At 45.6% G+C, this 23,243-nt stretch carries 23 protein-coding genes, 16 tRNA genes, 1 rRNA gene, 1 pseudogene and 1 riboswitch; of the genes and pseudogenes, 39 read left to right on the forward strand and 2 right to left on the reverse strand.

Annotated features, from left to right (window positions below):
* The 19 genes from AC58U0_RS29825 to AC58U0_RS29915 form a co-directional block, all read left to right on the forward strand.
* A 23S ribosomal RNA gene (locus AC58U0_RS29825) occupies positions 1-97 on the forward strand; the annotation flags it as partial.
* Between the two features lie 118 nt (positions 98-215).
* Positions 216-291 (forward strand) — tRNA-Asn (locus AC58U0_RS29830).
* Between the two features lie 3 nt (positions 292-294).
* Positions 295-386: transfer RNA gene (locus tag AC58U0_RS29835), tRNA-Ser, on the forward strand.
* A 15-nt stretch (positions 387-401) separates the two neighbouring features.
* A tRNA-Glu gene (locus AC58U0_RS29840) sits at positions 402-476 on the forward strand.
* Between the two features lie 23 nt (positions 477-499).
* Positions 500-575: transfer RNA gene (locus tag AC58U0_RS29845), tRNA-Val, on the forward strand.
* A 53-nt stretch (positions 576-628) separates the two neighbouring features.
* Positions 629-705 (forward strand) — tRNA-Met (locus AC58U0_RS29850).
* Positions 706-736: 31 nt separating this feature from the next.
* Positions 737-813: transfer RNA gene (locus AC58U0_RS29855), tRNA-Asp, on the forward strand.
* A 20-nt stretch (positions 814-833) separates the two neighbouring features.
* Positions 834-909 (forward strand) — tRNA-Phe (locus AC58U0_RS29860).
* Positions 910-925: 16 nt separating this feature from the next.
* A tRNA-Thr gene (locus AC58U0_RS29865) sits at positions 926-1,001 on the forward strand.
* Positions 1,002-1,010: 9 nt separating this feature from the next.
* Positions 1,011-1,092: transfer RNA gene (locus AC58U0_RS29870), tRNA-Tyr, on the forward strand.
* Positions 1,093-1,104: 12 nt separating this feature from the next.
* A tRNA-Trp gene (locus AC58U0_RS29875) sits at positions 1,105-1,178 on the forward strand.
* Positions 1,179-1,203: 25 nt separating this feature from the next.
* Positions 1,204-1,276, forward strand: a tRNA-His gene (locus AC58U0_RS29880).
* Positions 1,277-1,298: 22 nt separating this feature from the next.
* A tRNA-Gln gene (locus AC58U0_RS29885) sits at positions 1,299-1,370 on the forward strand.
* Between the two features lie 8 nt (positions 1,371-1,378).
* Positions 1,379-1,453, forward strand: a tRNA-Gly gene (locus AC58U0_RS29890).
* A 10-nt stretch (positions 1,454-1,463) separates the two neighbouring features.
* A tRNA-Cys gene (locus tag AC58U0_RS29895) sits at positions 1,464-1,537 on the forward strand.
* A 9-nt stretch (positions 1,538-1,546) separates the two neighbouring features.
* Positions 1,547-1,635, forward strand: a tRNA-Leu gene (locus tag AC58U0_RS29900).
* 20 nt (positions 1,636-1,655) lie between these two features.
* A tRNA-Leu gene (locus tag AC58U0_RS29905) sits at positions 1,656-1,734 on the forward strand.
* 244 nt (positions 1,735-1,978) lie between these two features.
* Positions 1,979-2,821 (forward strand): class I SAM-dependent methyltransferase, encoded by an 843-nt coding sequence (locus AC58U0_RS29910; protein WP_497382472.1) that lies wholly within the window; start codon positions 1,979-1,981, stop codon positions 2,819-2,821.
* 73 nt (positions 2,822-2,894) lie between these two features.
* Positions 2,895-4,109, forward strand: a complete 1,215-nt coding sequence (locus tag AC58U0_RS29915) for an ROK family protein (protein WP_497382473.1) — start codon at positions 2,895-2,897, stop codon at positions 4,107-4,109.
* On the opposite strand, the gene AC58U0_RS29920 is transcribed toward AC58U0_RS29915, so the two are convergent.
* Entirely contained in the window at positions 4,099-4,893 is a 795-nt protein-coding gene (locus AC58U0_RS29920; protein ID WP_497382474.1) for an alpha/beta fold hydrolase, read from the reverse strand. The genes AC58U0_RS29915 and AC58U0_RS29920 overlap by 11 nt on opposite strands.
* Positions 4,894-5,130: 237 nt before the next feature.
* On the opposite strand from AC58U0_RS29920, the gene AC58U0_RS29925 reads away from it, so the two are divergent.
* From AC58U0_RS29925 to AC58U0_RS29995, 15 genes and pseudogenes are all read left to right on the forward strand, one after another.
* Positions 5,131-5,514: a hypothetical protein gene (locus AC58U0_RS29925; protein WP_057307726.1), complete on the forward strand. Its 384-nt coding sequence runs from the start codon at positions 5,131-5,133 to the stop codon at positions 5,512-5,514.
* Between the two features lie 111 nt (positions 5,515-5,625).
* The gene (locus AC58U0_RS29930) at positions 5,626-6,861 is read left to right on the forward strand and encodes an MDR family MFS transporter (RefSeq protein ID WP_497382475.1); all 1,236 of its coding nucleotides are present in this window, start codon (positions 5,626-5,628) and stop codon (positions 6,859-6,861) included.
* A gap of 113 nt (positions 6,862-6,974) precedes the next feature.
* A complete protein-coding gene (locus AC58U0_RS29935; protein WP_497382476.1) occupies positions 6,975-7,697 on the forward strand; it encodes a response regulator transcription factor in 723 nt (240 codons plus the stop codon).
* Positions 7,694-8,737, forward strand: coding sequence for a HAMP domain-containing sensor histidine kinase (locus AC58U0_RS29940; RefSeq protein ID WP_497382477.1), 1,044 nt, complete (start codon positions 7,694-7,696; stop codon positions 8,735-8,737). The genes AC58U0_RS29935 and AC58U0_RS29940 overlap by 4 nt, the downstream gene beginning before the upstream one ends.
* Before the next feature lie 440 nt (positions 8,738-9,177).
* Positions 9,178-9,231: pseudogene (locus tag AC58U0_RS29945) on the forward strand (hypothetical protein); the annotation flags it as partial.
* Between the two features lie 11 nt (positions 9,232-9,242).
* Entirely contained in the window at positions 9,243-9,464 is a 222-nt protein-coding gene (locus AC58U0_RS29950) for a hypothetical protein (RefSeq protein WP_497382539.1), read from the forward strand.
* Positions 9,465-9,631: 167 nt separating this feature from the next.
* On the forward strand, positions 9,632-10,984 hold the full coding sequence (locus AC58U0_RS29955) for a molybdopterin-dependent oxidoreductase (RefSeq protein WP_497382478.1): 1,353 nt from the start codon (positions 9,632-9,634) through the stop codon (positions 10,982-10,984).
* 80 nt (positions 10,985-11,064) lie between these two features.
* Complete coding sequence (locus AC58U0_RS29960) at positions 11,065-11,724, forward strand: MOSC domain-containing protein (RefSeq protein WP_497382479.1); 660 nt, start codon at positions 11,065-11,067, stop codon at positions 11,722-11,724.
* Positions 11,721-12,332 carry a molybdenum cofactor guanylyltransferase gene (gene mobA / locus AC58U0_RS29965; RefSeq protein ID WP_497382480.1) on the forward strand — a complete coding sequence of 204 codons (612 nt, stop codon included), beginning with the start codon at positions 11,721-11,723 and terminating at the stop codon, positions 12,330-12,332. The genes AC58U0_RS29960 and mobA overlap by 4 nt, the downstream gene beginning before the upstream one ends.
* Before the next feature lie 89 nt (positions 12,333-12,421).
* Positions 12,422-13,426, forward strand: a complete 1,005-nt coding sequence (gene moaA / locus AC58U0_RS29970; protein WP_497382481.1) for a GTP 3',8-cyclase MoaA — start codon at positions 12,422-12,424, stop codon at positions 13,424-13,426.
* Between the two features lie 21 nt (positions 13,427-13,447).
* Entirely contained in the window at positions 13,448-14,713 is a 1,266-nt protein-coding gene (locus AC58U0_RS29975; protein WP_497382482.1) for a molybdopterin molybdotransferase MoeA, read from the forward strand.
* Positions 14,714-14,950: 237 nt separating this feature from the next.
* Positions 14,951-16,141 (forward strand): GNAT family N-acetyltransferase, encoded by a 1,191-nt coding sequence (locus tag AC58U0_RS29980; protein WP_497382483.1) that lies wholly within the window; start codon positions 14,951-14,953, stop codon positions 16,139-16,141.
* Between the two features lie 378 nt (positions 16,142-16,519).
* Positions 16,520-17,536, forward strand: coding sequence for a CapA family protein (locus AC58U0_RS29985; protein WP_497382484.1), 1,017 nt, complete (start codon positions 16,520-16,522; stop codon positions 17,534-17,536).
* 53 nt (positions 17,537-17,589) lie between these two features.
* A complete protein-coding gene (locus tag AC58U0_RS29990) occupies positions 17,590-18,825 on the forward strand; it encodes a DHH family phosphoesterase (protein ID WP_497382485.1) in 1,236 nt (411 codons plus the stop codon).
* Positions 18,826-18,880: 55 nt separating this feature from the next.
* Positions 18,881-19,051 (forward strand): hypothetical protein, encoded by a 171-nt coding sequence (locus AC58U0_RS29995; protein ID WP_164484175.1) that lies wholly within the window; start codon positions 18,881-18,883, stop codon positions 19,049-19,051.
* A 142-nt stretch (positions 19,052-19,193) separates the two neighbouring features.
* On the opposite strand, the gene AC58U0_RS30000 is transcribed toward AC58U0_RS29995, so the two are convergent.
* A complete protein-coding gene (locus AC58U0_RS30000; protein ID WP_497382486.1) occupies positions 19,194-19,985 on the reverse strand; it encodes a stalk domain-containing protein in 792 nt (263 codons plus the stop codon).
* 4 nt (positions 19,986-19,989) lie between these two features.
* A riboswitch (cyclic di-AMP (ydaO/yuaA leader) is annotated at positions 19,990-20,142 on the reverse strand.
* A gap of 162 nt (positions 20,143-20,304) precedes the next feature.
* Here AC58U0_RS30000 and AC58U0_RS30005 point away from each other — a divergent pair.
* The 5 genes from AC58U0_RS30005 to AC58U0_RS30025 are packed head-to-tail and all read left to right on the forward strand — an operon-like array spanning position 20,305 to position 23,194.
* A complete protein-coding gene (locus AC58U0_RS30005; RefSeq protein WP_057307712.1) occupies positions 20,305-20,595 on the forward strand; it encodes a hypothetical protein in 291 nt (96 codons plus the stop codon).
* Positions 20,596-20,621: 26 nt separating this feature from the next.
* Entirely contained in the window at positions 20,622-21,248 is a 627-nt protein-coding gene (locus AC58U0_RS30010) for a PspA/IM30 family protein (protein WP_497382487.1), read from the forward strand.
* Between the two features lie 56 nt (positions 21,249-21,304).
* Positions 21,305-21,466, forward strand: a complete 162-nt coding sequence (locus AC58U0_RS30015; RefSeq protein WP_497382488.1) for a hypothetical protein — start codon at positions 21,305-21,307, stop codon at positions 21,464-21,466.
* Positions 21,421-22,083 carry a cell wall-active antibiotics response protein LiaF gene (liaF, locus tag AC58U0_RS30020; RefSeq protein ID WP_060647631.1) on the forward strand — a complete coding sequence of 221 codons (663 nt, stop codon included), beginning with the start codon at positions 21,421-21,423 and terminating at the stop codon, positions 22,081-22,083. The genes AC58U0_RS30015 and liaF overlap by 46 nt, the downstream gene beginning before the upstream one ends.
* Positions 22,084-22,132: 49 nt before the next feature.
* Positions 22,133-23,194 (forward strand): sensor histidine kinase, encoded by a 1,062-nt coding sequence (locus AC58U0_RS30025; RefSeq protein WP_497382489.1) that lies wholly within the window; start codon positions 22,133-22,135, stop codon positions 23,192-23,194.
* Positions 23,195-23,243: the final 49 nt, after the last annotated feature.

A 23,243-nucleotide genomic window follows, 5' to 3' on the forward strand; every position in this document is an offset into this window, starting at 1 on the left:
GTAAGACCCCTTGTAGACGACGAGGTTGATAGGTTCGAGGTGGAAGTGCAGCAATGCATGCAGCTGACGAATACTAATCGGTCGAGGGCTTAACCTAATATAGGGATCTTTAATCGTAGATTAAAGTCTCTCTGCTTGAAACCTAAGTAATACTTTACGTAAGTTTCGTATCTAGTTTTCAAGGAATAAATCCTTGAAGTAAACATTGTTTCTATTCCCTGATAGCTCAGTTGGTAGAGCACTCGACTGTTAATCGAGTTGTCACAGGTTCGAGTCCTGTTCGGGGAGCCATATGGAGAGGTGTCCGAGCTGGCCGAAGGAGCACGATTGGAAATCGTGTAGGCGTCACAAGCGTCTCGAGGGTTCGAATCCCTCTCTCTCCGCCACTATCTTTCTAGCAAGGCCCGTTGGTCAAGTGGTTAAGACACCTCCCTTTCACGGAGGTAACAGGGGTTCGAGTCCCCTACGGGTCACCACCAATTATCTAGTTCTATCCCATGGAGGCTTAGCTCAGCTGGGAGAGCATCTGCCTTACAAGCAGAGGGTCGGCGGTTCGATCCCGTCAGCCTCCACCATGATTCCTTAAGCAAGACTTGCTTTACTGGGATTCATCAGATATGCTTAATGACGCGGGGTGGAGCAGCCCGGTAGCTCGTCGGGCTCATAACCCGAAGGCCGCAGGTTCAAATCCTGCCCCCGCAACCAATCTTCTTATAGAAGATATTGTACTTAGCATGGAGCTGTGGTGTAGTGGCCTAACATGCCTGCCTGTCACGCAGGAGACCGCGGGTTCGAATCCCGTCAGCTCCGCCATTTTTTTGAAAATTAAGTAAGGCTTTGTAGCTCAGTCGGTAGAGCAGAGGACTGAAAATCCTCGTGTCGGCGGTTCGATTCCGTCCAAAGCCACCATTTCTTAATTAAATAAGCCGTTGTAGCTCAACTGGTAGAGCAACTGACTTGTAATCAGTAGGTTGGGGGTTCAAGTCCTCTCGACGGCACCATTGCTTTGTGGAGGCTTAGTGAAGTGGCTAAACACGGCAGACTGTAAATCTGCTCTCTTCGAGTTCGGTGGTTCGAATCCATCAGCCTCCATTTACTTTTTCTAGGGGCATAGTTTAAGGGTAGAACAAAGGTCTCCAAAACCTTTGGTGTGGGTTCAATTCCTGCTGCCCCTGCCAAAAAAGTAAGAAACTTAATATTGTGGCGGTCGTGGCGAAGGGGTTAACGCACTGGTTTGTGGATCCAGCATTCGCGGGTTCAAGTCCCGTCGTCCGCCCATTATTACCCAAGTAACATAATGGGGATTAGCCAAGCGGTAAGGCAACGGACTTTGACTCCGTCATGCCAAGGTTCAAATCCTTGATCCCCAGTTTTATATGCGGAAGTGGCTCAGCGGTAGAGCATCGCCTTGCCAAGGCGAGGGTCGCGGGTTCGATCCCCGTCTTCCGCTCCATTATTACTAAGGCGCCATAGCCAAGTGGTAAGGCAGAGCTCTGCAAAAGCTTTACCCCCAGTTCGAATCTGGGTGGCGCCTCCACATTTATTAGCCGGAGTGGCGGAATCGGCAGACGCACAGGACTTAAAATCCTGCGGTAGGTGACTACCGTACCAGTTCAAGTCTGGTCTTCGGCACCATTATCTTTACAACTTCATATGCCGGCATGGCGGAATGGCAGACGCGCTCGACTCAAAATCGAGTCCGAAAGGGTGGAGGTTCGAGTCCTCTTGCCGGTATAATGAACGGAAAAAGCTTATGAAATCATTAGATTTCATGAGCTTTTTCTATTTTGCTTGCTTGCCTAAATATCAAAATGAAAACGGCTTCGTTAGACAAGACTATTGCTGAAAAACAAAAAAACTGGATGAATTCTAGCTGCTGCGAAAAAAATGAGAATTTCGAAAAAAAAGTGATAGTTCGAGTAAAATGAATAATACGAGAACAAGAGCAGAGGAAGAATAGCCTAAAGAAGTTGAAAACATGCGCTTTAGGCGAGCGCCTTTTTTTCCAAAAATGGCTCAAGAATCTGAACAAGAGGCGGCAGCCCTCCATATGGTAGAAAAGAGAATTGTATGCCATTGTGGAGGTGTAAGTGCTATCGAATACTTAGATATGTTAGCTAAATTAGGAGTGGGCAATGCGCATCCCGGGGGCTTTGGAGAAACGATTGAGCAATTGAAAAAGTATCCCATTGAGAAAGGGAAGCGCGTGCTAGAGGTTGGCTGCGGAACTGGAAGAACGGCATGTTTCCTGGCCGAGCAAGGATGCGAAGTAACAGCGGTCGACATTCGTCCGGAAATGATTGCGAAAGCGATCATAAGAGCTGAAAAGCAGGGGGTACAGGTGAAATTCATGGTTGGGGATGTATGCCAGTTACCCTTTGAAGATCATACTTTTGATGTCGTGATGGTGGAGTCAGTGACGAATTTTGCTGATGCTCAGAAAGCAGTATCCGAGTATTATAGGGTGTTAAAATCCGAAGGCAAGCTCTATGATCGAGAAGTCATCCGAATCAAACAGATGTCACCGGGAGTTCAACGGGCGCTATGCAGCTTCTATGGGGTAAGTAAAATATATAGTATGGATGAATGGCGGGAGCTGTTAGAAAAGGGCAGGTTTAGCCCCGTGGACTTCTCAGGAATACATCCTTTCCCGCTTACAATGTTCGAAGATCAAGTTCAACATCCAGATCCTGTTCACTTGTCTGATAAGCAGTCATTTATGGATCCGCGGATTTGGCAAATTACTGCAAAATACGATGAGCTTGTCAATAAATATCATCCCTATATGGGCTATACCCTCATGATTGGATCAAAGGAATAAGGGAAGACAAGGAAGGATTTTGGCTTTCCAATGGCGAAATATATGAGAAAGATTATCATTGGGGGCTGTTTCTTTGAATGTAGATGTCATAACGGAACGAATTCCGAATCGTAAGGCGAAAGAAATCTATGAGCGAATTTGTCGTCAAACAACGGTTTCCAAAACGGAGTTGTTAGAGCAAAGCGGGATGACGGTATCTACGTTGACGCGGCTTTTGGAGGAACTGACGGTTCAAGGACTTATCCTTGAATCTGGTTTCGGTGCTTCAACAGGAGGGCGTAGGCCGATTCTGTATGAAAAGAACCCGGCCTATGCTTATGTATTTGGTTTGGAAATATCCAGAACGTTATCCAAGCTTGTCCTTGTCGATCTGGGAATGAAGAAATTGGATACACGGAGTTGGACGATGACGGCTGAGATGACGCCGGATGTGTTGATTCGTCTAATCGTGGCCGAAGTACAGAGGATGTTATCCACACACAACATAAATCCTTCATCGGTGCTGGGAATAGGGATTGGTGCGGTTGGTCCTGTGGATCGCTTGTCAGGAACCATTTTAGAGCCGTCTTATTTTCCAGCAAAAGGATGGAGAAATGTTGAGATCTGCAGGCAGTTAACGGGAGAATTAGGTATTCCCGCATTGCTGGATAATGGCGCTAACACGGCCATCCTAGCTGAATCATGGCATCAACGTACGCAGAGCTTTAAGCATCTGCTCTATATTCATGCTGGAATTGGTTTACGTTCCTCCATGGTGTCAGAAGGAAAGGTTATTTATGGTGCCGTCGATATGGAAGGCTCTGTGGGTCAAATGATTATTCAAACGGATGGTGTTCCCCATCGGAATACGTCAGGCAATTACGGAGCATTGGAGTCATATGCTTCTTTATATGCCATCGAGAAAGCGGCTCGATCAGCAATAAAGCAGGGTCGATCCACGGTTTTGTCCCATTTGGTTGATGACCCCGAGCATGTCACGTATCTGCATGTTATGGAGGCGCTCAAAAAAAATGATCCCCTAGTTGTGGAGATCATCACGGAAGCTGCTACCTATTTTGGTATTGGACTAGCTAACTTACTCAATATTTTACACCCCGAGAAGGTAATCTTAGGGGGGCCGTTAATTGCGGGAGGAGAGTTATTTTTCCAAACCGCTACACAGGTAGCGATTCGGAAAACGTACTACTACCCCGCCTATCAGGTTGTTTTCAGCAAAGGGCAGCTTGGTGAGGAAGCTTTAGCGATTGGTGCAGCAGTGATGGTCATGGACCAGTTGGTTAGGCTTTAATGCCCTTCAGAAAATCAATCAGCAGCGCATTGAAAGCTTCCGGCTTTTCCATCGGCGTCAAATGTGAGGCAGATGGTATGACATGATAGCTGGCGCCTGTAATTTGGTCGGCCATTTTCTTCATGACATCCGGAGGCGCTATCGGGTCTTGCTCACCGGCAATGACGAGCGTTGGCACCGAGATAGAGCTAAGCAAGTCTACAGAATTTTCGCGGAATGCCATCGCAAGACAAGCATGGACAAGTCCCTCTGCAGGCATCGATTCCATTACCATGCTCAAGGTATCGACGAGCTTAGGATGCGCTTCCTTTGAAGGTTCTGTAATAAGTTTAGGCAGCATAGCGTCTCTTGCCACTACGGACCCTTTTTCATAGAGAGAGACTGCCATGTTTAAACGATTCTTACGAGCCTCTTGTCCATCTGCTTCAGGACGAGTATTGGCTAATATAAGACCTGTGAACCGTTTTGGAGCTTTGCGTAGAAGTGCAAATGCCACATAACCACCCATGGAGAAGCCGCCGAGTGCGGCTTTTTCTATGCCCATTTTATCCATTAAAGTTATAATGTCATCGGCATATTGGTTTATGGAAATATTAGATACGGGCACATCAGATTGCCCCATGCCGCGTAAATCAGGTGTAATGACACGATAGTTCGCTGACAACTCGTCTATCTGCGATTGCCACATGCGATGATCCAATGGAAAGCCGTGCAATAAAATAACAGGTGCTCCATGCCCTTTTTCTTCGACGAACTGTTCGGCTCCGTTAATATGATGTTTCATAGTTCTTCACTCTCCATTAGATAAATTTACCACGCGTAAAGTCCTAATTTGTTACCCGATCATAGATCTATGGGCATAAAATAGGGAAAATTATCGAAAATGTTATGTCTTCATACTTTCATTATGGTTAACTCATACTTCTTTAACATTTCGTTGGTATTCTCTTATTATACCTTTTGTTAGTAACCATTAACAGGCAGAACGAAACATTCATTTTATTGAAGCGGGGTTATTCATATGACTAAAAAGCCTTGGTCCACACAGGAATTGGACAAGTTGATTCGCCTTTCCTCTGAGTGTCCTCCAGTTGTAATTGCCAGAGAATTATCTCGTCCAGTAACTTCTGTACGCAAAAAAATGCGTGAAATTGGAGTAAGTTATGTAACCGGGGAGCAATGGAAAAAAAGTCAAATTCAGTATCTCATTTCTGATGAGGGTACGACCTATAAAAATAAACATAACCTTACACAAGCACCCAAAGAAAATGAATTCGAATCTCCTGTTCTAGATGAATTCTGGACAACACTCGTGAAAATGGCCAGAGTCGCGAAAAAGAGGGGGAAAAGAGTAGATGTCCTCTCATTTATTGATACATACCGCAAAATTCGTATTGGCGGATAACTATATAGCTAATTATTCATAAAAGGTGAAATCCGTTATAACGAGATTTCACCTTTTTCTTTTGTCCAAATACCACTAAACTGAGAAGACCAATAAAATCTAGGAGGTTGTATGCACAGGATTCCTTTGTTTTCACTGATTAGCAAGTATGATACGGCGATATGGGTTCGAGTCGTTGGGACGATTCTAACTTCATTAGCTGGATTTATGATGAGACCCTATTTGGTTTTTTATTTGTATGACAAGTTGGATGGTTCTATTTTCTTATCTATGTTGGTTGTCGGATTACAGCCGTTATGCGGAATTTTCGTGAATTTGTATGCAGGCAGCTTGAGCGATCGTTATGGACGGAAGCCGATGATTCTGGCTGCGCTAATTATCCAAGCTTTCGCCATTGGCGGTTATATATTTGCCAGTCACGTTTGGGAATTTGCTGTCATTTCGATCATTAACGGCATTGGTCATGCTATGTTTGGACCTGCTGCTAATGCACAGATTACGGATGTTGTCCCGCAGGAGAAGCGCGCTGAAGTGTTTGCTTTGCTGCATACGGCCTTAAATATGGGTTCAGCATTCGGACCGCTCCTTGGGCTGCTTCTTTTCACCTGGAATCCGACAATTATTTTCCTAACTTGTTCAATAGCTCTTCTTGCATACGCAGGGTTGGTCGTCTGGAAGGTTCCAGAGACAATGCCTGTAAAGAGCGCTGCGGAGCAGGAATTATCTAAGACAAAGCCGGAAATCAGATGGCGGGATCATAAGCCGCTCCTTTGGATAACACTTTTAGCCATGCCGGTATCTCTGTTATATGCACAAGTTGAGTCTACGTTTCCGCTGCATTTACAGCAGCAATTTGAGAATTACAAGACAGTTTTTGCTACGATCATTACCTTCAACGGTTGTATCGTTATAGCGCTGCAATTATGGATTGCTAAGCGTACTGAGCACATTTCCGCTTATATGGTAGTTGCTGCATCCTATCTGTTGTTTGCCATTGTGTCAGTTGGTTATGGATTTGTACCTATCTTTGCGATACTACTTTTTGTTGAATTTTTATTTACCATTGGTGAAATGTTAAACGGTCCTCATATTCAGAAGGTGATCTCCGTTATTGCGCCTGAGGAGCATAGAGGTTGGTATTTCTCTGTGTTCGGTATGAATTGGCAGCTATCGCGCGCGATTGGGCCTATTCTAGGAGGCTTGCTATTCAGTCACTATGGCGGGAAGATGATGTTCGCCGTCTTAGCTGTGATCATTCTGCTAGCCGGTATTGCTCAGTCGCGATATATTCGAAGTCTTAATCACAAAAAAGAGGAGCCTATTATCGAGGCTGCTTTGCAAACCTAAAGGAATGAAGCTCCCCGCAATCGAGGGAGCTTTTATACTTTTGTAATACATACGTAAGCTTCATTTCATGGCTCTGCGGTATAATAGAAATAATGCTTGAGGAGGTATGCCGTATGGGTTCACTGGTTCTCGTGGTGGATGATGAAACGAATATTATTGATGTGTGCACCGTCTATTTGCAGCGGGAGGGTTACCAGGTTATCTCGGCGGTGAGTGGCGACGAAGCCATTCGCTTATGGCGGCTGCATAACCCGCAGCTGATTGTTCTTGACCTCATGATGCCGGGCAAAAACGGCTGGCAAGTGTGCGAAGAAATTCGCAACGAGCAGGACGTGCCCATCATCATGTTGACGGCTCTAGGCGATGAAATGGATCGCCTCATGGGCTTAACGATGGGCGCAGACGACTACTTGACGAAGCCATTCTCGCCGCGAGAGCTGGTGCTGCGAGTGAAAGCGATTTTGCGGAGGCAGCAGCGCGGCCAAGCGGAAACGGCTAAAAGTGCAGGCGCTGTGTCACCTGCGCATATCATGAAGTTTCCGGGGCTAGAGCTCAATGTTCTGCACCGGAGTGTTCGGGTCAACGGGAAAGAAATCGAGCTGACCGTCAAGGAATTTGAACTTCTGCACCTGTTTGCAGGGCATCCGGAGCAAGTATTTTCACGCAATCAGCTGTTAAGTAAAGTGTGGGATATTGATTATTATGGCGATACAACAACGGTCACTGTCCACATTCGCAGGCTGAGAGAGAAGATTGAGCCCAATCCCTCTCAGCCTCGATACATTAAGACCGTATGGGGTATTGGCTATAAATTTGAGGGTAGGGAGCCATCATGAAGCTTCGTATTTATTTGCTCATCGCAAGTGGAGTGAGTACGAGTATGATTTTGCTCACCTTGTTTATATGCTATCGATATATGTTATTGAACTGGAAAGACGTCGTCCTGTTGACGACGGTAACGCTTGGCGCAGCGAGTGTATCGATGCTCATCCATTACTTCATGACGCGCCCCCTTGAGAAAGCCATTCATGCGATTACGGAGGAAACGACGCATATTTCGGAAGGGCATTTTGAGGGAAAAGTGCCTCAGATTGGACCTGCTGAATTCCAAAGACTGGCAGATCAATTCAATCGAATGACGGGCAAGTTGAATGAAAGCTTTCAGAAATTGCGAACAGCTGAGGCATCTCGTAAAGAACTCGTAGCGAATGTTTCACATGATTTGAGGACACCAATGGCCTCCATTCAAGCATTCGTAGAAGCTTTGCAGGATGATGTCATTCAAGATAAAGAAACGTTTGCACGATATCTACAAACCATCCGGCTCGAAACAGGACGATTAGACGGACTGATTCAAGAATTATTTAAGCTGTCGCAGTTGGATGCTGGAGGTACTGAATTTGCTCCTGAACGGTATCATGTCGATCATTTGCTGGTAGACGGCTTGCAAAGTTTGGCTTTTCAGTTGGAGGAAAAACAGCTGCAAGTCGACGTAGACTTGCCTGATCGATTGCCACCAGTGGCGATTATGCCCCAGGAAATGAAGCGAGTCCTTTCTAACATTTTGGATAATGCTATACGGCACTCACCTGTCGGTGGGACCATTGAAATTAAAGTTGAGCAGATCTCAGAGCAGTATGTACAGCTTTATATACAGGATCATGGTCAAGGGATCGATGAAGAGGATAGCAGTAAGATCTTCGATCGATTCTATCGTGCGGATCCATCAAGAACTCGTGCAAGCGGAGGCGCAGGTCTCGGACTTGCGATTGCCAAATCGATTGTTCACCTGCATGGAGGAACGATTGGTGTTGATAGCTATACAGGCGATAAAGGGCGCGGCAGCCGATTCTGGTTTACGTTGCCGATTTATTAGTGGGGGATGAGGCTGGAAGTGGCAGCTAGAGATTAAGAAGAATGATCCGCTATAGTGAAGAATCACTGCAATTAGGGGAGCAAACGGCAGCATATCGGCGGGTATCGAGGAAATGGGATATATACGGGACAATAGGTACAATATTGCCTCTAATTTCGCTAATTTTAATGATGTGGAAGCCTGGCCTGTAAGGTTGCTTGGCTTTTTTTGTTAGTCTCTTGTGTAAGTATTTCGTAATAGTTACAATAGTTTTTCTTAAGTTTGGCAAATTAATTTAAGGAATAGAAAGACGTGACTAAATCTTAGGAGGAATGAAACGATGAAAACATGGAAAAAAGCGATGGTTGTTTCACTGACAGCTTGTACCTAGCACTTCCAGGGTTGGCAAGTGCAGAGGAAATGAGTGCTAAGAAGTTTAACTATAGCGTATTGAAATGCTGATGAAGGAGGGGACGGAACGCGTTCATCTGCGCCAAATTGCTAAATCATTAGGATTTAAGGTGACATGGAATGGGGAAGCCCGCTCGGTTACTTTAATGAAGATGATGATGGAAGACAAGACGTTGAAAGAAAACATGATGGAGATGGGAACACGTTCGTGATTCAAATTGATAGTAAGACAATTAAGGTAGGTATGATGGATGATATGCTCATGATTGCACCGACCATTTTGAATGATATGACTTATGTGCCGAAGGAATTGGTTGCTACTTATTTAGTGAAGTAGTCTAATATGTATAAATTAGCCCCCACCCCCACGATGTAAGTGGAGTTTGGGGGTTTCTTAGGTTGAGAGCTACTCGAAATATTAGCGGATTTGTAAGCCTTTTTTAATATTTATACGATATGATAAGAATAACGTAAAGATCGTAAATGAATGAAGGCGGTGAAGGTATGGATTCAAAAAGAGGATGGCTGAAGCAATCTTTTGGGAAGCGATTGAATGCTATTCATAGCTGGAATGCTTGGATTTTGCTGCTGCTTACTGTGACAGGCATCGTGCTGAGTATAGGCGCGATTAGAGGAGATCTGGGAAGCTTCCGTGTAACGATCAAGCAGCTTCACATTTACTTGGGTGTTGCATCGATTCTGCTTATCGCGCTTTACGCGCCGATGATTCGTAAACATTGGCACCAGATTCGCGCGCGCCGCAATCAACGCGCGAATCTGGTGTTCGTCCTTGCGCTCCTGATCGGCTGGGCCGGATCAGGGGTGATTTTGTGGCAGTTCCGCAATCTGCCGCCAGCTTTGAACAACTCGGCACTCTTCGTGCATGACCTGCTCACCTGGGTCGGAGTGCCGTATGCCGTGTACCACGCCATCTCGCGCAGCAGATGGCTCAAGCGCCAGCAGCGGCTTGATCAAGCCGCTGCAACGGCAAGACCGCCCGCTGAGCAGGCGGTCCAGACCCCAGCCGCTAGCGCTATAGCAGCGGCGCCGAACCAGGCCCCCGTGGCGACAGAGGACGCCACGGCAAGGCGCACAGCAGCGCAGGCGGTCATCGCCGCGCTGAAGGAGTCGCCGATCACACGCGCATCGTTCCTGCGGATAGCCGCAGGACTGCTGCTCGTGATCGCGATCGGTCCCGCCTTTTATCGCTGGATAAAAGGCGCATTCGATACCGGGGGCGCCGCGACCGCCGAATATATCGCAACCGACGGCAACCGGATGCTTCCGCCGCCGGCGCCACTGCCGGACTCCGCCGCTGTCGTGGGCGGAGGAGCGCAAGGGAATTTCCGTATATACACGGTTACAGAAATTCCTGCTTTTTCCTCGGATACGTGGAAATTCGCGATATCCGGTTTGGTAGATAACCCTAGTGCATGGAACTGGGAAGAGTTCTTGAAGTTGAAGCGGACTGTGCAGGTTAGTGATTTCCATTGTGTGACCGGCTGGTCTGTTTACAAATGTACATGGGAGGGCATCCCGCTTAAGCAATTATTAGCTGCTGCTGGTGTTCAAGCCAAAGGGAAATATGTGAAATTTTATTCAGGAGATAAGGTATATACAGATGTATTGTCCCTAAGCCAGGCAAACGGGGATGATATTATGGTGGCTGTGCTCATGGATGGTAAGCCCATTCCACAAAAATTAGGCGGACCAGTCCGACTAATCGTTCCGCAAATGTATGCCTACAAATCCGTCAAATGGCTCCAAGGGATCGAGCTCATTGAGAAGGAGCATATGGGCTATTGGGAAGTAAGAGGCTACGATAACGATGCATGGGTAGATAGATCCAAAGCGTGATTGACTTGTACTCACGTAAGTTGGCAACTGACTTTCCAGGAGGTTTTTGGTATAGTTAATACTAAAAAACTTGATAGGAAATGAGGGACATTGCGTTGGAAATCGTATCAGTGAACGTTGGTTTACCACAAACAATCATGTATCAAGGGAAAGAGCTGGTCACGGGTATTTATAAATATCCGGTCAGCTCATCTTTGCATGTATCGAAGATACAGTTGGATGGAGATGGGCAAGCGGATTTGACGCTGCATGGAGGAGCTGATAAAGCGCTATGTGTGTATCCAGAGGAGCATTATGCACACTGGGAGCAAGTGCTAGGTCAGAAGATGGAAGCAGGCACGTTCGGTGAGAATCTGACGGTACGCGATCTGCTCGAGGATGAGGTCTGCATTGGCGACACATACGCCATTGGCGACGTAATCGTACAGGTTTCGCAGCCTCGTCAACCTTGTCATAAACTAGCGAAACGTTTGGATTGGGTGGACGCGGCCTTCCAAGTCCAGGAAACCGGCTATACTGGCTACTATTTTAGGGTCCTTAAAGAAGGTGTAATCTCTAAGAATTCACAAGTGAGACTTATCGCTAAAGATGAAGCGGGTGTAACTGTCGCCTATGCCAACCAAATCAAGTATCACGAAAAAACGAATATAGAGGCTGCTCAGCGCATTGCAGCAATAGAAGCGTTATCGGCAAGTTGGAAACAATCCTTCCTAAGAAGGTTGGCGGAGCTTGGAGCATGATCACAGGTGTTATTCTTGCCGGGGGCCTCAATCGCCGTATGGGAGGAAGGTTAAAGGCGCTTCTCCCCGTGCAAGGGCAGCCCTTACTTCTTAGGCAGTTGAAGGAAATGTCGAGCATCTGTAAGCAAGTCATTGTCGTAACCAATGAACCTGAGGTTTTGCTGCCTCACTTGTCTTCGGTTCCCGATATAGACGTACAATGTATCACTGACCATTATGTACAGAGAGGGCCCTTAAGCGGCATTCATGCCGCCTCCATAGTCGCATCCGAGCAGCATCTGTGGATAGTGGGCTGTGATATGCCTTTTATTTCTGCCGAAGCGGCAAAGGAAATGGCCATTTTATGCCAAGAAGCTAATTTGGATGCCGTTATCCCTGTGTTGGATGGTCGTGTTCATCCTCTCCATGGGATATATTCAAGATTGGTTGGTTCCGAAGCCGAGGTGTTATTGGGGCAAGAGCAGTATCGTTTAATGGGACTATTGGATCATATCGACTGGAGACCAGTAGAGAATGATTTTTTTGAACGGCAAAATATCTCTACCCATTTCGTAACTAATGTGAATACTCCAGAAGAATATGAACAAATGTTAGCTAATCTACCATAGAAATTGTTTTTTTAGATAGTTCTGGCTTGGGAATCTAGGATTTTGTTATAAATTATGCCATAATGTACGTAGAGAGAAGGTGAACTCCTATGTCGAAGCTGCTTATGGATCGATTCGGACGGATGCATGATTACTTGCGCATTTCTGTTACAGATCGTTGTAATCTGCGCTGTGTATACTGCATGCCAGAAGACGGAATGGAATTTGAACCGGATGAAAAGTTGTTAACTTTCGAGGAAATTACTGAAGTCGTCCGTGTGCTTGCAGGGCTTGGTGTTCGTAAGTTGAGATTAACCGGCGGAGAGCCCCTTGTGCGCAAAAACTTGGAGCAATTGATCGGTATGCTTTCTCAAATTCCCGGAATTGAAGATATTGCTTTGACTACGAATGGGATATACTTTGCTTCGAGAGCTGAAAAGCTTCGTGCTGCTGGGTTAACCCGTGTTAATATAAGCTTGGATTCTTTGAGAGCGGATCGGTTCTCTTTGATAACCAGAGGCGGCGATATTCATCGTGTTCTCGCTAGCATTGAAGAAGCTTACCGTGTGGGCATCACCCCGATTAAGCTCAATGTGGTCTTGATGAAAGGCATTAACGATGACGAAATTGAAGACTTTTTGCAAATGACGATTGACCGTCCTATACAGGTTCGATTTATTGAATACATGCCAATCGGTCACCAAGACGAGAATTGGAAAAGCCGCTATTTATCCCTGACCACGGTTTTAGATCGCTGTAAAGCGAAGGGGTGGAATGCTTCTGCCTCGGACGCGGTTTATGGAAATGGTCCTTCACAGAACTTTCGAATTGACGGAGCGTTAGGCTCATTTGGGCTCATACACCCGATTAGCGATCATTTCTGTGAGACCTGTAATCGTCTGCGAATAACAGCAGATGGCAATGTGAAACCATGTCTATATTGGTCAGATGAATTTAATGTGCGAAAATATATTGGAGATGACGCTGCGATGGAAGATTTGTTCTTCCGCGCTTTGGATATCAAACCACAAAATCACGAGATGGCCCAGGCACTTATGAATGAAGAGCAATCCCATACACCAACACTTCGCCGGATGTCGCAAATTGGCGGTTGACCTAAGGAGGAACAGACGCTAGTGAGCAGCGATACTAAGCTTAAGTTTGGGCGCAAAGTGATTTCCGTTGAGGAAGCCCGAAGCATGCTTTTCGAATACGTTAAACACACCCCCATAGAGTCAGTTCCGCTATCTTCCGCTTTCGGTAGACGGCTGGCCGTGGATATAGTTGCCGATCATCCGGTGCCTCATTTTCGCAGATCTGGTGTTGATGGCTATGCCGTATGTTCAAAGGATATTGAACAAGCCACACCAGAAGCTCCTGTTGTATTGCGTGTTATAGAGCGAATTCCTAGCGGAACGGTTCCTCAGCATACCATCCAATCTGGTATGGCTGCTCGTATTATGACGGGAGCCCCAGTTCCTGATGGTGCGGATACTGTCGTTATGCTGGAGATGACGGATTCCCTGCAAGATAAGGGGACGAGCTCCTACCAGGTCAGTATCAAAAAAAGCATAACCGCAGCAAGCAATATAACCCCAATAGCCGGTGAAATCGGTTTAGGGGATATATTGCTTGAGCGAGGAACACAGATTGGGCCTGGTGAAGCGGCAATATTAGCCACTTTCGGCTACTCGGATGTATCCGTTTATCGGCAGCCAAGGGTCGCCATTTTCTCAACAGGCTCTGAGTTGTTGAATGTGGCAGAAGCGCTGCAGCCTGGACGAATTCGCAACAGTAACAGCTACATGCTGGGAGCGCAGGTGGAGGCTGCTGGGGGATCGGCGGTTATTATGCAGGCGCTTTCGGATGATGTGGCAGAGGTAGAAGCGGCGCTGCAGGATACTTTCCCTAAAGTAGACTTGGTCCTTACATCCGGCGGTGTTTCCGTTGGTGATTACGACGTTCTTGTTGATGTCTTTGAACGATTTGAGGGCAAGCTGTTGTTCAACAAAGTAGCCATGCGGCCAGGCACTCCAACAAGTGCAGCCCTATGGAACAATCGGTTGCTGTTAGCTTTGTCCGGTAATCCAGGCGCCTCATTCGTTGGGTTTGAGCTGTTTGCCAAACCGCTGATTAAAGCGATGACAGGGTGTCACTCGCCTTATCCAGAAGCGATCACGGCTCAGTTGGACGTAGATTATGATAAAGGCTCCGCTTACCCGCGTTATGTTAGAGGAACGACTCATGTGGACAATAACGGGAGTCTGAAGGTTAAGCCATCAGGTATTGATAAGTCCAGTATTATGGTTTCTATTAAAGACGCTGATTGTTTGATTTACTTACCTGCCGGAGGTAAGGGGTTCGTAAGAGACGAACGTGTAATTCTGTATCCCATAAAATAAAGATGGCCTACCTATCGCTGAACTTCCGTTTAGAATTCATTGATGGTAGGCCATTTAATACTTTAATACTTGAAATGTCAATGCGAGTGAGTACTCATTACTATTGCTTTGGTTAGTGTGATAGACCAGTCAGCATCATAACGATACTGGCGGGTTATATTACACCATTAATCCGAATAATTATGACACGATTGCCATTACGTTAAAGCTGATCTATTCAAAATGAGGTGATTTGAGATGAATGAAATTCGAACGTTACGACAAGAGGAGCTACTAGAGAGCTTTTCTCTATCTGAATTTGCTTTTCAATATGAGCTTACCGCAGAGGAAAAGGCAGAGCGGATAGGCTCTACAGATCCTAATCAAGTGTGGGGTTATTTCGTTGATGGCGCTATGGCTGCAAAGCTCACCGTACTTAACTTTCGGACTTGGTTAAACGGGAAGAGCTTCGCGATGGGCGGTATTGCGGGCGTAGCAACATGGCCTGAGTACCGACGCAATGGGATGGTGGGGCAGCTTCTGGTTCAAGCGCTTAAAGCGATGAGAGAACAGGGGCAGACCATTTCCTTTCTTGCGCCGTTTAAGTTTGAATTTTATCGGAAATATGGCTGGGAAACCTACGTGGATTATTTGAAATATGAAATTCCTGTAGATAAGCTTCCCAAGTTTCAAGCTGCAGAGGGCAGCTCGATCTTACGTGTAGCGAAAAGTGGAGAGATTTTGGATCCGATCTACGCCAAGTTTGCAAAAGCATACAACGGTATGATGGAGCGGGATGCGGACTGGTGGAATAATCACTATTTTAAGTTTAAAAAAGGCACAGCTGCTGTTTACATGAACGCTCAAGGGGAACAGCGGGGCTATGTATTTTACCAGATAAAGGACTCGGTGGCGACCATCCATGAGTTGGTTTTTCTTGACGAGGAAGCAAGACGCGGCTTATGGAAATTCATCGCAGATCATGATTCGATGATCACCAAAGTCGAAGTGAAAGCACCTGTAGATGATCAACTTCCATTTCTGCTGCACGATCCAAAGTTCAAACAAGAGAAGATTACTTATTTCTCGGCGAGAATTGTGGATGTAGAAGCTTTTCTGACGGAGTATGTGTTTGAAGCTCGCGAAGAGGCGGAGACTATATATCTACATATTTCAGACACGCATGCGGATTGGAACCTAGGTGTCTATCGGTTGCAGTTTACTGACAATGGGAAGGCGGCCGTTGTAGCGAAGTTATCTGAAGATGAAATACCTGCTGGTGACCATCTACTTAGCTGTAACATACAGACGTTGACGGCTTTGTTCATGGGTTATCAGAAAGCGGGATTCATGGCCCGAATCGAGCGTCTTCAAGGCTCTGAGGAGCTTGTTAGCCGGTTGGAAGATGCTATTCCGTGGCGGACAACGTATTTAGCGGATTTCTTTTAAAAGATGAAAAAAGACGGTACCCGTGGCAAAACCATAGGGCCGTCTTTTTATATTTTCATAGGAACATGATGTGAAATGAATCAAACAGTTAAGTAAGAAACGTTTCATTAGAATCTCGTGAATTCTTATGGCAGCCAAGTGGCAGAGCATTTATCTGCATGCCTTCGTTTTAGACTGGTATATTTTTGATCTCAAACTCACACTCCAGCTTGTTTTTTTGAATACATTATCCTTGGATGAATAGAAGGTACAAGGAGCGGATTCCATATGTCAGAGGAAGTGAATTTTTTCTGGGTGGGGTCTACAAAAGTAGCTAAGAAAAATTTTTCGACGAACAGGAAGATTTAGTAGTAGAAAAATGAGAGGAGGAGGATGTTTTTGACTGAAATTCAAATAGCAGCCGTTGGAGATCTTATGGTAAAACGTTACATCATCTCTGATGCCAAACTGCCTAACGGAACTTATTCGTTTGACCCTCTTCTAAAAAAAGTAGCTCCGTATCTGAAGCGAGCGGATTTGACGATCGGAAATCTCGAAACCACCTTTGCCGGAAAAAAGGGGAGAGCACCCCTGAAATCGCATGGTCCATTATTCAAATGTCCGGATGAGCTGGCTCCAGCCCTTAAGAGAGCTGGTTTCGATGTACTAATAACGGCAAATAATCATTGTATGGATTTTGGCGCCGAAGGTCTGCTTCGAACGCTGCGGATTTTAGATCAAAATGGGATTCATCATACCGGTACATTTAACTCCGTAAAAGGGTCCAAGGAATATCTCATCAAGGAAATTAAAGGAATAAAAATTGGAATCCTTTCCTATACAAATGGGCTCAACGGTATTCCTATACCAACAAATAAACCGTGCATGATTAATCTGGTTCAAACGAAAAAAATCGTTCAGGATATTCATAAATTGAAAAAAAATGTAGATCTGGTGATCGTATATTTGCATTTCGGAAACGAATACAGTCATTCTCCAAACTTGCAGCAGAAGCAATTGGTCAAACTTTTGTTTAAACATGGAGCGAATATTATTTTGGGATCGCACCCGCATGTTCTTCAACCGTTAACCACTCGAGGAAAGAAACAATTCGTTATTTATTCGTTAGGTAATTTTATATCTACTAAACTAAAGAATAACGACTATACACAGAGCAGTATTATTCTTAATATTAGTGTCAAAAAAGATGAAGAAGGGAAAGTAGGCATAAACGGGATTCATTATATCCCGACTTTGGTACATCGAAACCTTAATAACGGTCGCCAAAAAACCGAAGTTATTCCAATTCGAGAAGCGTTGAGTGGAAACAATCCAAAAATAAAAGCAAATCAGCGAGAACGAATAAAAAAAATGGTAGAGCATTCGATCAAAATATTGAAGGGGAACACCGAATAAAGTGACATGATCAAGGGTACCTTAATGGGAAACATTAACAGGATGGTGTGTCCTTGTATCATTTGTATACTCATAATGATCTGGATGGCGTAGGTTGCGGTATAATAGCTCGATTAGCATTTGGTGAAAAGGTAGAAATTCGATATAACTCTGTTGGAGGGTTGAATCTACAAGTAAAACGCTTTTTAGAAAAATCAAGAAAAAAGAACTATTTGTTTATCACCGACTTATCCGTGGATGAAACGAATGAACAAGGACTTAACGAGTTTGTGAAATCGGGTGGAAAAGTTAAACTGATTGATCATCATAAAACCTCGCTTCATTTAAACAAATATTCGTGGGGAATGATTCAGGTCGCGTATGAAAATGGGAAACTCGCTTCTGCAACTTCTCTATTTTATGAGTATCTGATCCAGAACGGATTGTTGAAGCCTATGAGGGGATTAGATGAATTCGTCGAATTGGTCCGTCAGTATGATACATGGGAATGGGAACAAAATGAATACATCAAGGCTAAGCGATTAAACGATCTCTTTTATTTAATTTCTATCGAAGAATTTGAGGAGAAAATGGTGGCTCGCATTCAGGAAAGCGAGAACTTTGCATTCGATCCCTTTGAAGAAAAAATTTTGGATATGGAAGAAGAAAAAATCGAACGCTATGTGCGTAGAAAAAAGAGAGAAATCATTCACTCCCGTATAGATGATCATCATGTAGGTATCGTTCATGCGGAATCCTATCATTCTGAACTTGGAAACGATCTAGGCAAAGAAAATCCTCATCTGGATTACATCGCAATCATGAATATGGGCGGTAAAAAGATAAGCTTTCGAACGATTCACGATCACATCGACGTCTCGGAAATAGCGGGTCTTTATGGAGGAGGGGGCCATGCGAAAGCTTCCGGTTGCTCTATGACAGAAGAAGCCTATCAATGGTATGTAGCGAAGCCATTTCCGATGGAGCCCATTCGCTCTGATGCGAACAAAAATACATTTAACACGAAAAATTCTGTTTATGGATCACTTTATGAGAATAGAATCGAACAACAAGTTTTTATTTTCCCTTCTGGAGGCAGGTGGGAAGTCGATGTGGATGGGGTCGAATCCAACCAATATTTTTCTACTTTTGAAGAGGCAGAGCGTTATGTTAAAAGGGATTATGCTGCTTGGCTAGTTCGGGACGAAACGTATGTTGCATTCTTAATGGAGCATATAGCGGCAAGAAAAACAAAAACCCTCGAGGGTAGTTTAGTTAAACAAGGAGCAACACCGGATCCAGATAACTAGGATAGAATGCAAGCCACCTTCTCATACTAACTATGAGACAATGGAGGTGAACGCTATGCCCAAAAATGACGCCGATCCCAAGTATGACCGCGAAGATAACAAAGCAGATAAGAAAAACAATCAGCAAAATAACGCTAATTTCATGGAAGAAGCTCAAACGCTATCGAGCAATGAGGCACCTGATTACGTCCCAAGTTTAAATGGTATCCCCAAGAATCAAGTTTAAGTAACTGCAGGCTGTTCTTCTCATCACTATAGGATGGGAGAGCAGCCTTTCTGATTTTATCTGGTTGTTCCACGCTAAATAAAAAAAGCTGATTTCTTGAGAAGTAAATCTCAGAAATCAAGCTTTTTCTTATTTAGCCATTTTAATTGGATAGTTTGTAAACTTTAATGGTTTGGATACCAAACTTCTGCAAGGATTTCTTGGATCCTGGGATAAAGATATCAACACGTTTGCCTTTGATTGCACCGCCTGTGTCTGTTGCATAAGCATACATGCCGCCTGCAGGTAGGCCATTGAAATTATAACCTTCTATATAGAGCTTACTTCCAAGAGGAATCACCGACGGATCAACTGCAACGGTTCCAATACCTAATGGATTCCCCAAATAATCAAAAGCTCCGTAGCCGCCATTCTCAGATGGATCTGCTGAATAGGCAGTAGATTGAAACAATTCATAATCCGGCGCATGCTTATTGCCATCTTTACTTAGAATAGCTAATTTGCTGCTAGCGTCCCACTGAACGGGAATATCGGATGCTTTGCTTAGAAAACGAAGAGGCACGTATACGCGTCCATTTTGGAATTCTGCATGTGTGTCCATCTCGACACGGTTGCTATCGATCTCAGCTTCCTTTTGTCCAGAAACTAAGGTAATCGAATGCTTGTCGTTATTTAGCGTGACCTTGATCTCATCGCCTTCTCTTTGCCACTTCACGTCATAACCAAGCTTCTCCGTTACGAAACGAATCGGTACTTGGGTAGAATGATTGTCATCTAGAAATGGTTGAGCATCCGGAAATTGAACCAAGTCATCATTGACTTGCACTTTCACATCCATCTCAGCGGCATGCGCCGTAAATGGGGAAAGAAAGCCTCCTGCCAACACTGTTAAAGACACAGCAAGGCTAGTTAACCCTTTAGTAATTGTATGCAATTGGTAATCCTCCTTCAATGAGCCTTCGAGGTTAGTTGACGGGTTCGGGAAGAAGGTTCTCCCTAGTCTGCTCCTTTGAAGAGCAAATATTCACCCCATGTAAATCGTCCCCCGTACCGGCACTTTGTCTGTGCACCGGACTCGGCTTCAAATAGTTTAGCATTCGAGGTTCGGCGGGACAATGACCAAAATATGGATGGAGGTCTTAGAGCGTACTGGACTTAGGTCTAGGTACAAAAACAGTCGCGAGTCCGTTTTGACGTATAGCTGTTTCAGGTACGATAGAAGCATGAAGAACACGTGAAGGGCGGTAAGCAGAATGAGTATGGATCGATCAAAAGGGTTGGCACTAGTTTTAATCACGGCAGGTTTACTTATTTGTCTGCATCATTTGGGTGGTCATGTTCATTTAATGGGCTTTTTATTCCCGGCAGCTATGCTTGGATTAGGCTATGTAGGGATTAAGAATGGGAAGAAAATTGGATGGTTTTTCGCCGGCTTGGGCGGCTTGATACTGACTATTAAACTATCGGGCTTCATCGCGATTGCGTTCGCAGCATGTTTAGTGGTGTATGGTATTCATTTATTGAAGAAACGGAATGAATTTTAAATCAACAGAAATGGAGGTGTGACAACATGAGTATATTGGATCGCATTGGAAAGATGGCAGAAGCAGCATGGCATGAAACGGCCGGTAAGCTTGATCACTATGATCGGGGGAGCAGCATGATCGAGAAGCTGGAACAGCGCTATCAGGAGGCGCTGCAGCGAACTATTGAGCTGCGAAGCCACAGTGTGAACGCAGAGGAGATGGCTCAGCTGCGCGGCGAGCAGGCCGAGCTGGCAATGCGTGCCGGCGATGAAGAGCTCGCGCGGCTCGCGCTGCAAGAGAAGCAGCGCGAGGAAGCCGCTTGCAAGCACTACCGCGCGCAGTACGCGAGCAGCCAGGACGTGTGCCTGGCGCTCGCGGATGAACTGCGCGGGCTGCGTGCAGGGCACGCAGCCGAGGGGGTGCAGCCGCCGAGCAGCGGGCTGCACGAGAAAGAGGCTCGCGATACTTGGCGCGAGCTGGAAGTGACCGGCCGCGAGCTCGGCCGGGAAGCGCTCCAGGGGCTGCGCATTGCTAGCCGCCTGTCGCAAGAGACGCTGAAGGAAGCCGGCGGCAACCTCCAGCAGGAACTGCGCACGCTGCGCGGCAAGTTCCAGCAGGAGTGGCAGCAGCATCGCTCCAGCGATGATACTGATCCGCGCGGCAAGAAATAGCCGCGTGTTATCCCTCCAGCGCCTGATAAGTAGGCGCTGAGGAGCCCTTGACCTCCATGATTCATACGGAAGCCTTGCTGCGCAAGGATTTGCATCTTGGAGGTCGTCCATTCTTATGGTATGCTAGGAATCTATATGAACTAATTAAAAGTCAGCCAGAGGAGGTGCAGCGATGGGAGAAGAAACTAAAAGCAACCGTAACCGCAATACAGCACTAGTGCTGATTGGAGCCGGTCTTTTTTTGCTTCTAGATCATACGATAGGCTTTTTCCCCATTCTTGCCATTATCCTCATCTTGCTAGGCATTCATCGGGTCCGTTCACGCAAAGAGCGCAAAGGTTATGTACTGATCGGCATAGGGGCAGTGATTTTATTCGGTGATCACATTACTATCGTGTTCTCTATTGTTTTAATTTCGCTAGGATTGTTTTTCATACGATCTAAGCAAGTACACAAAGACGATACGTACATGCAAAAGCAGAAATTGGTGGATAGCGTCCGTTTAGGCCGTGAGCCTTGGATTTTAAGGAACAGTTCAACTTGGTACATTATTGGAGAAACCTACATTGATCTTTCACTTGCGATTTTGGAGCAAAAGGAAACCACGGTCATCCTGCAAGGCGTTGTAGGGGATGTAGATATAAAAGTGCCGGAGGATATTGGTGTCGCTGTGACGGCTTCCATCTCATTTGGGCAGATTCAAGTTGCGAATGAGCGTGAGTCAGGGGTTATGAACAAGCTGATTTGGCAGTCCCCTAACTATGAACTTTGCGATCACCGCGTGAAACTTGTGCTTTCTTACATCGTAGGAGATATCAAGATCAAAGTATTGTGAGAATGTACGCTTAGGCACGCGTAAAGATCATGAGGAGGTTCATCACCAATTGGACGGCTATAAACGGCGATTAACGAATATGATATGGCGCAGCATGAGTGAATCGATCATCTTTAGTTTCGTTGTGTTTGGCGCGATCATTTATTTTTTGAATTCACGCAATCTGATAGTGCCATTTACGAGTTGGCAAGAGGGCGTTAAATTTACATTCATGGCGATTTTGGTAATAGGCGGCATTGGCGCTGTGTATGGCTTCTGGAATAGCAACCGAATTACTCGGAGGCTTGAACCGATGATGGAAACGATGATTTTACTCGAAAAAGGGACCTTTGCCCGCGGCGGCTTCCAACACGGTGAAGATGAAATCGGACGCCTAGGGGATCAGTTAGGCCGTATTATGAAAAGGTGGGAAGAGCAGGTTACTTCCCTACAGCGCTTATCCAATGATAACGCGGAGCTTGCGGAGAAAGCAAAGCTGTCTGCCGTAATTGAAGAAAGACAGCGATTGGCGCGTGAGCTTCATGATGCGGTGAGCCAGCAATTATTTGCGATATCGATGACAGCAACAGCAGTAGGGCGGACCTTGGATAAAGATTTCGAGAAGGCTAAACGGCAAATTCATCTCATCGAGGAGATGGCTTCTGTTGCCCAATCGGAAATGAGAGCCTTGCTTCTGCATTTAAGACCTATCCATCTGGAAGGAAAACGACTGTCCGAAGGACTTGTCGAGCTTCTGAAGGAGCTTGCGGCTAAAGTCCCTATGGCGATTACTTGGGATATGGACGAGGATATCCGCTTGAATAAGGGGATTGAAGACCATTTGTTCCGTATTGTACAGGAGGCGCTTTCTAATGCTCTGCGTCATTCTAAGGCGAACAAGCTGGAAGTGAAGCTGCTGCATCGTCCTGACGGTGTTCGGCTTGCGATACGCGATGACGGGGTCGGATTTGAATTAGATGCTAAGAAGCTTACATCGTATGGTATAGTGTCCATGAAGGAGCGGGTTAATGAAATTGGCGGCTCTGTGGATATCATTACGGCGCCCGATCGAGGTACGCGTATTGAAATTCGTGTACCTATATTAGCTACTGAATATGCGGTTGAAAGTTAATCCATTATCATAGATAGCATGGTCAAAATAGTTTCCTATCGAGAGGAGA

Source organism: Paenibacillus sp. J31P190, from assembly GCF_059692075.1.

Bases quoted from the DNA above. Each gene is read 5' to 3' on its own strand.
- AC58U0_RS29910 (WP_497382472.1), top strand. From the start codon at position 1,979: ATGCGCTTTAGGCGAGCGCCTTTTTTTCCAAAAATGGCTCAAGAATCT.
- AC58U0_RS29920 (WP_497382474.1), bottom strand. From the start codon at position 4,893: ATGAAACATCATATTAACGGAGCCGAACAGTTCGTCGAAGAAAAAGGG.
- AC58U0_RS29925 (WP_057307726.1), top strand. From the start codon at position 5,131: ATGACTAAAAAGCCTTGGTCCACACAGGAATTGGACAAGTTGATTCGC.
- AC58U0_RS29930 (WP_497382475.1), top strand. From the start codon at position 5,626: ATGCACAGGATTCCTTTGTTTTCACTGATTAGCAAGTATGATACGGCG.
- AC58U0_RS29935 (WP_497382476.1), top strand. From the start codon at position 6,975: ATGGGTTCACTGGTTCTCGTGGTGGATGATGAAACGAATATTATTGAT.
- AC58U0_RS29940 (WP_497382477.1), top strand. From the start codon at position 7,694: ATGAAGCTTCGTATTTATTTGCTCATCGCAAGTGGAGTGAGTACGAGT.
- AC58U0_RS29950 (WP_497382539.1), top strand. From the start codon at position 9,243: ATGGAATGGGGAAGCCCGCTCGGTTACTTTAATGAAGATGATGATGGA.
- AC58U0_RS29955 (WP_497382478.1), top strand. From the start codon at position 9,632: ATGGATTCAAAAAGAGGATGGCTGAAGCAATCTTTTGGGAAGCGATTG.
- AC58U0_RS29960 (WP_497382479.1), top strand. From the start codon at position 11,065: ATGAGGGACATTGCGTTGGAAATCGTATCAGTGAACGTTGGTTTACCA.
- mobA (WP_497382480.1), top strand. From the start codon at position 11,721: ATGATCACAGGTGTTATTCTTGCCGGGGGCCTCAATCGCCGTATGGGA.
- moaA (WP_497382481.1), top strand. From the start codon at position 12,422: ATGTCGAAGCTGCTTATGGATCGATTCGGACGGATGCATGATTACTTG.
- AC58U0_RS29980 (WP_497382483.1), top strand. From the start codon at position 14,951: ATGAATGAAATTCGAACGTTACGACAAGAGGAGCTACTAGAGAGCTTT.
- AC58U0_RS29995 (WP_164484175.1), top strand. From the start codon at position 18,881: ATGCCCAAAAATGACGCCGATCCCAAGTATGACCGCGAAGATAACAAA.
- AC58U0_RS30005 (WP_057307712.1), top strand. From the start codon at position 20,305: ATGAGTATGGATCGATCAAAAGGGTTGGCACTAGTTTTAATCACGGCA.
- AC58U0_RS30010 (WP_497382487.1), top strand. From the start codon at position 20,622: ATGAGTATATTGGATCGCATTGGAAAGATGGCAGAAGCAGCATGGCAT.
- AC58U0_RS30015 (WP_497382488.1), top strand. From the start codon at position 21,305: ATGATTCATACGGAAGCCTTGCTGCGCAAGGATTTGCATCTTGGAGGT.
- liaF (WP_060647631.1), top strand. From the start codon at position 21,421: ATGGGAGAAGAAACTAAAAGCAACCGTAACCGCAATACAGCACTAGTG.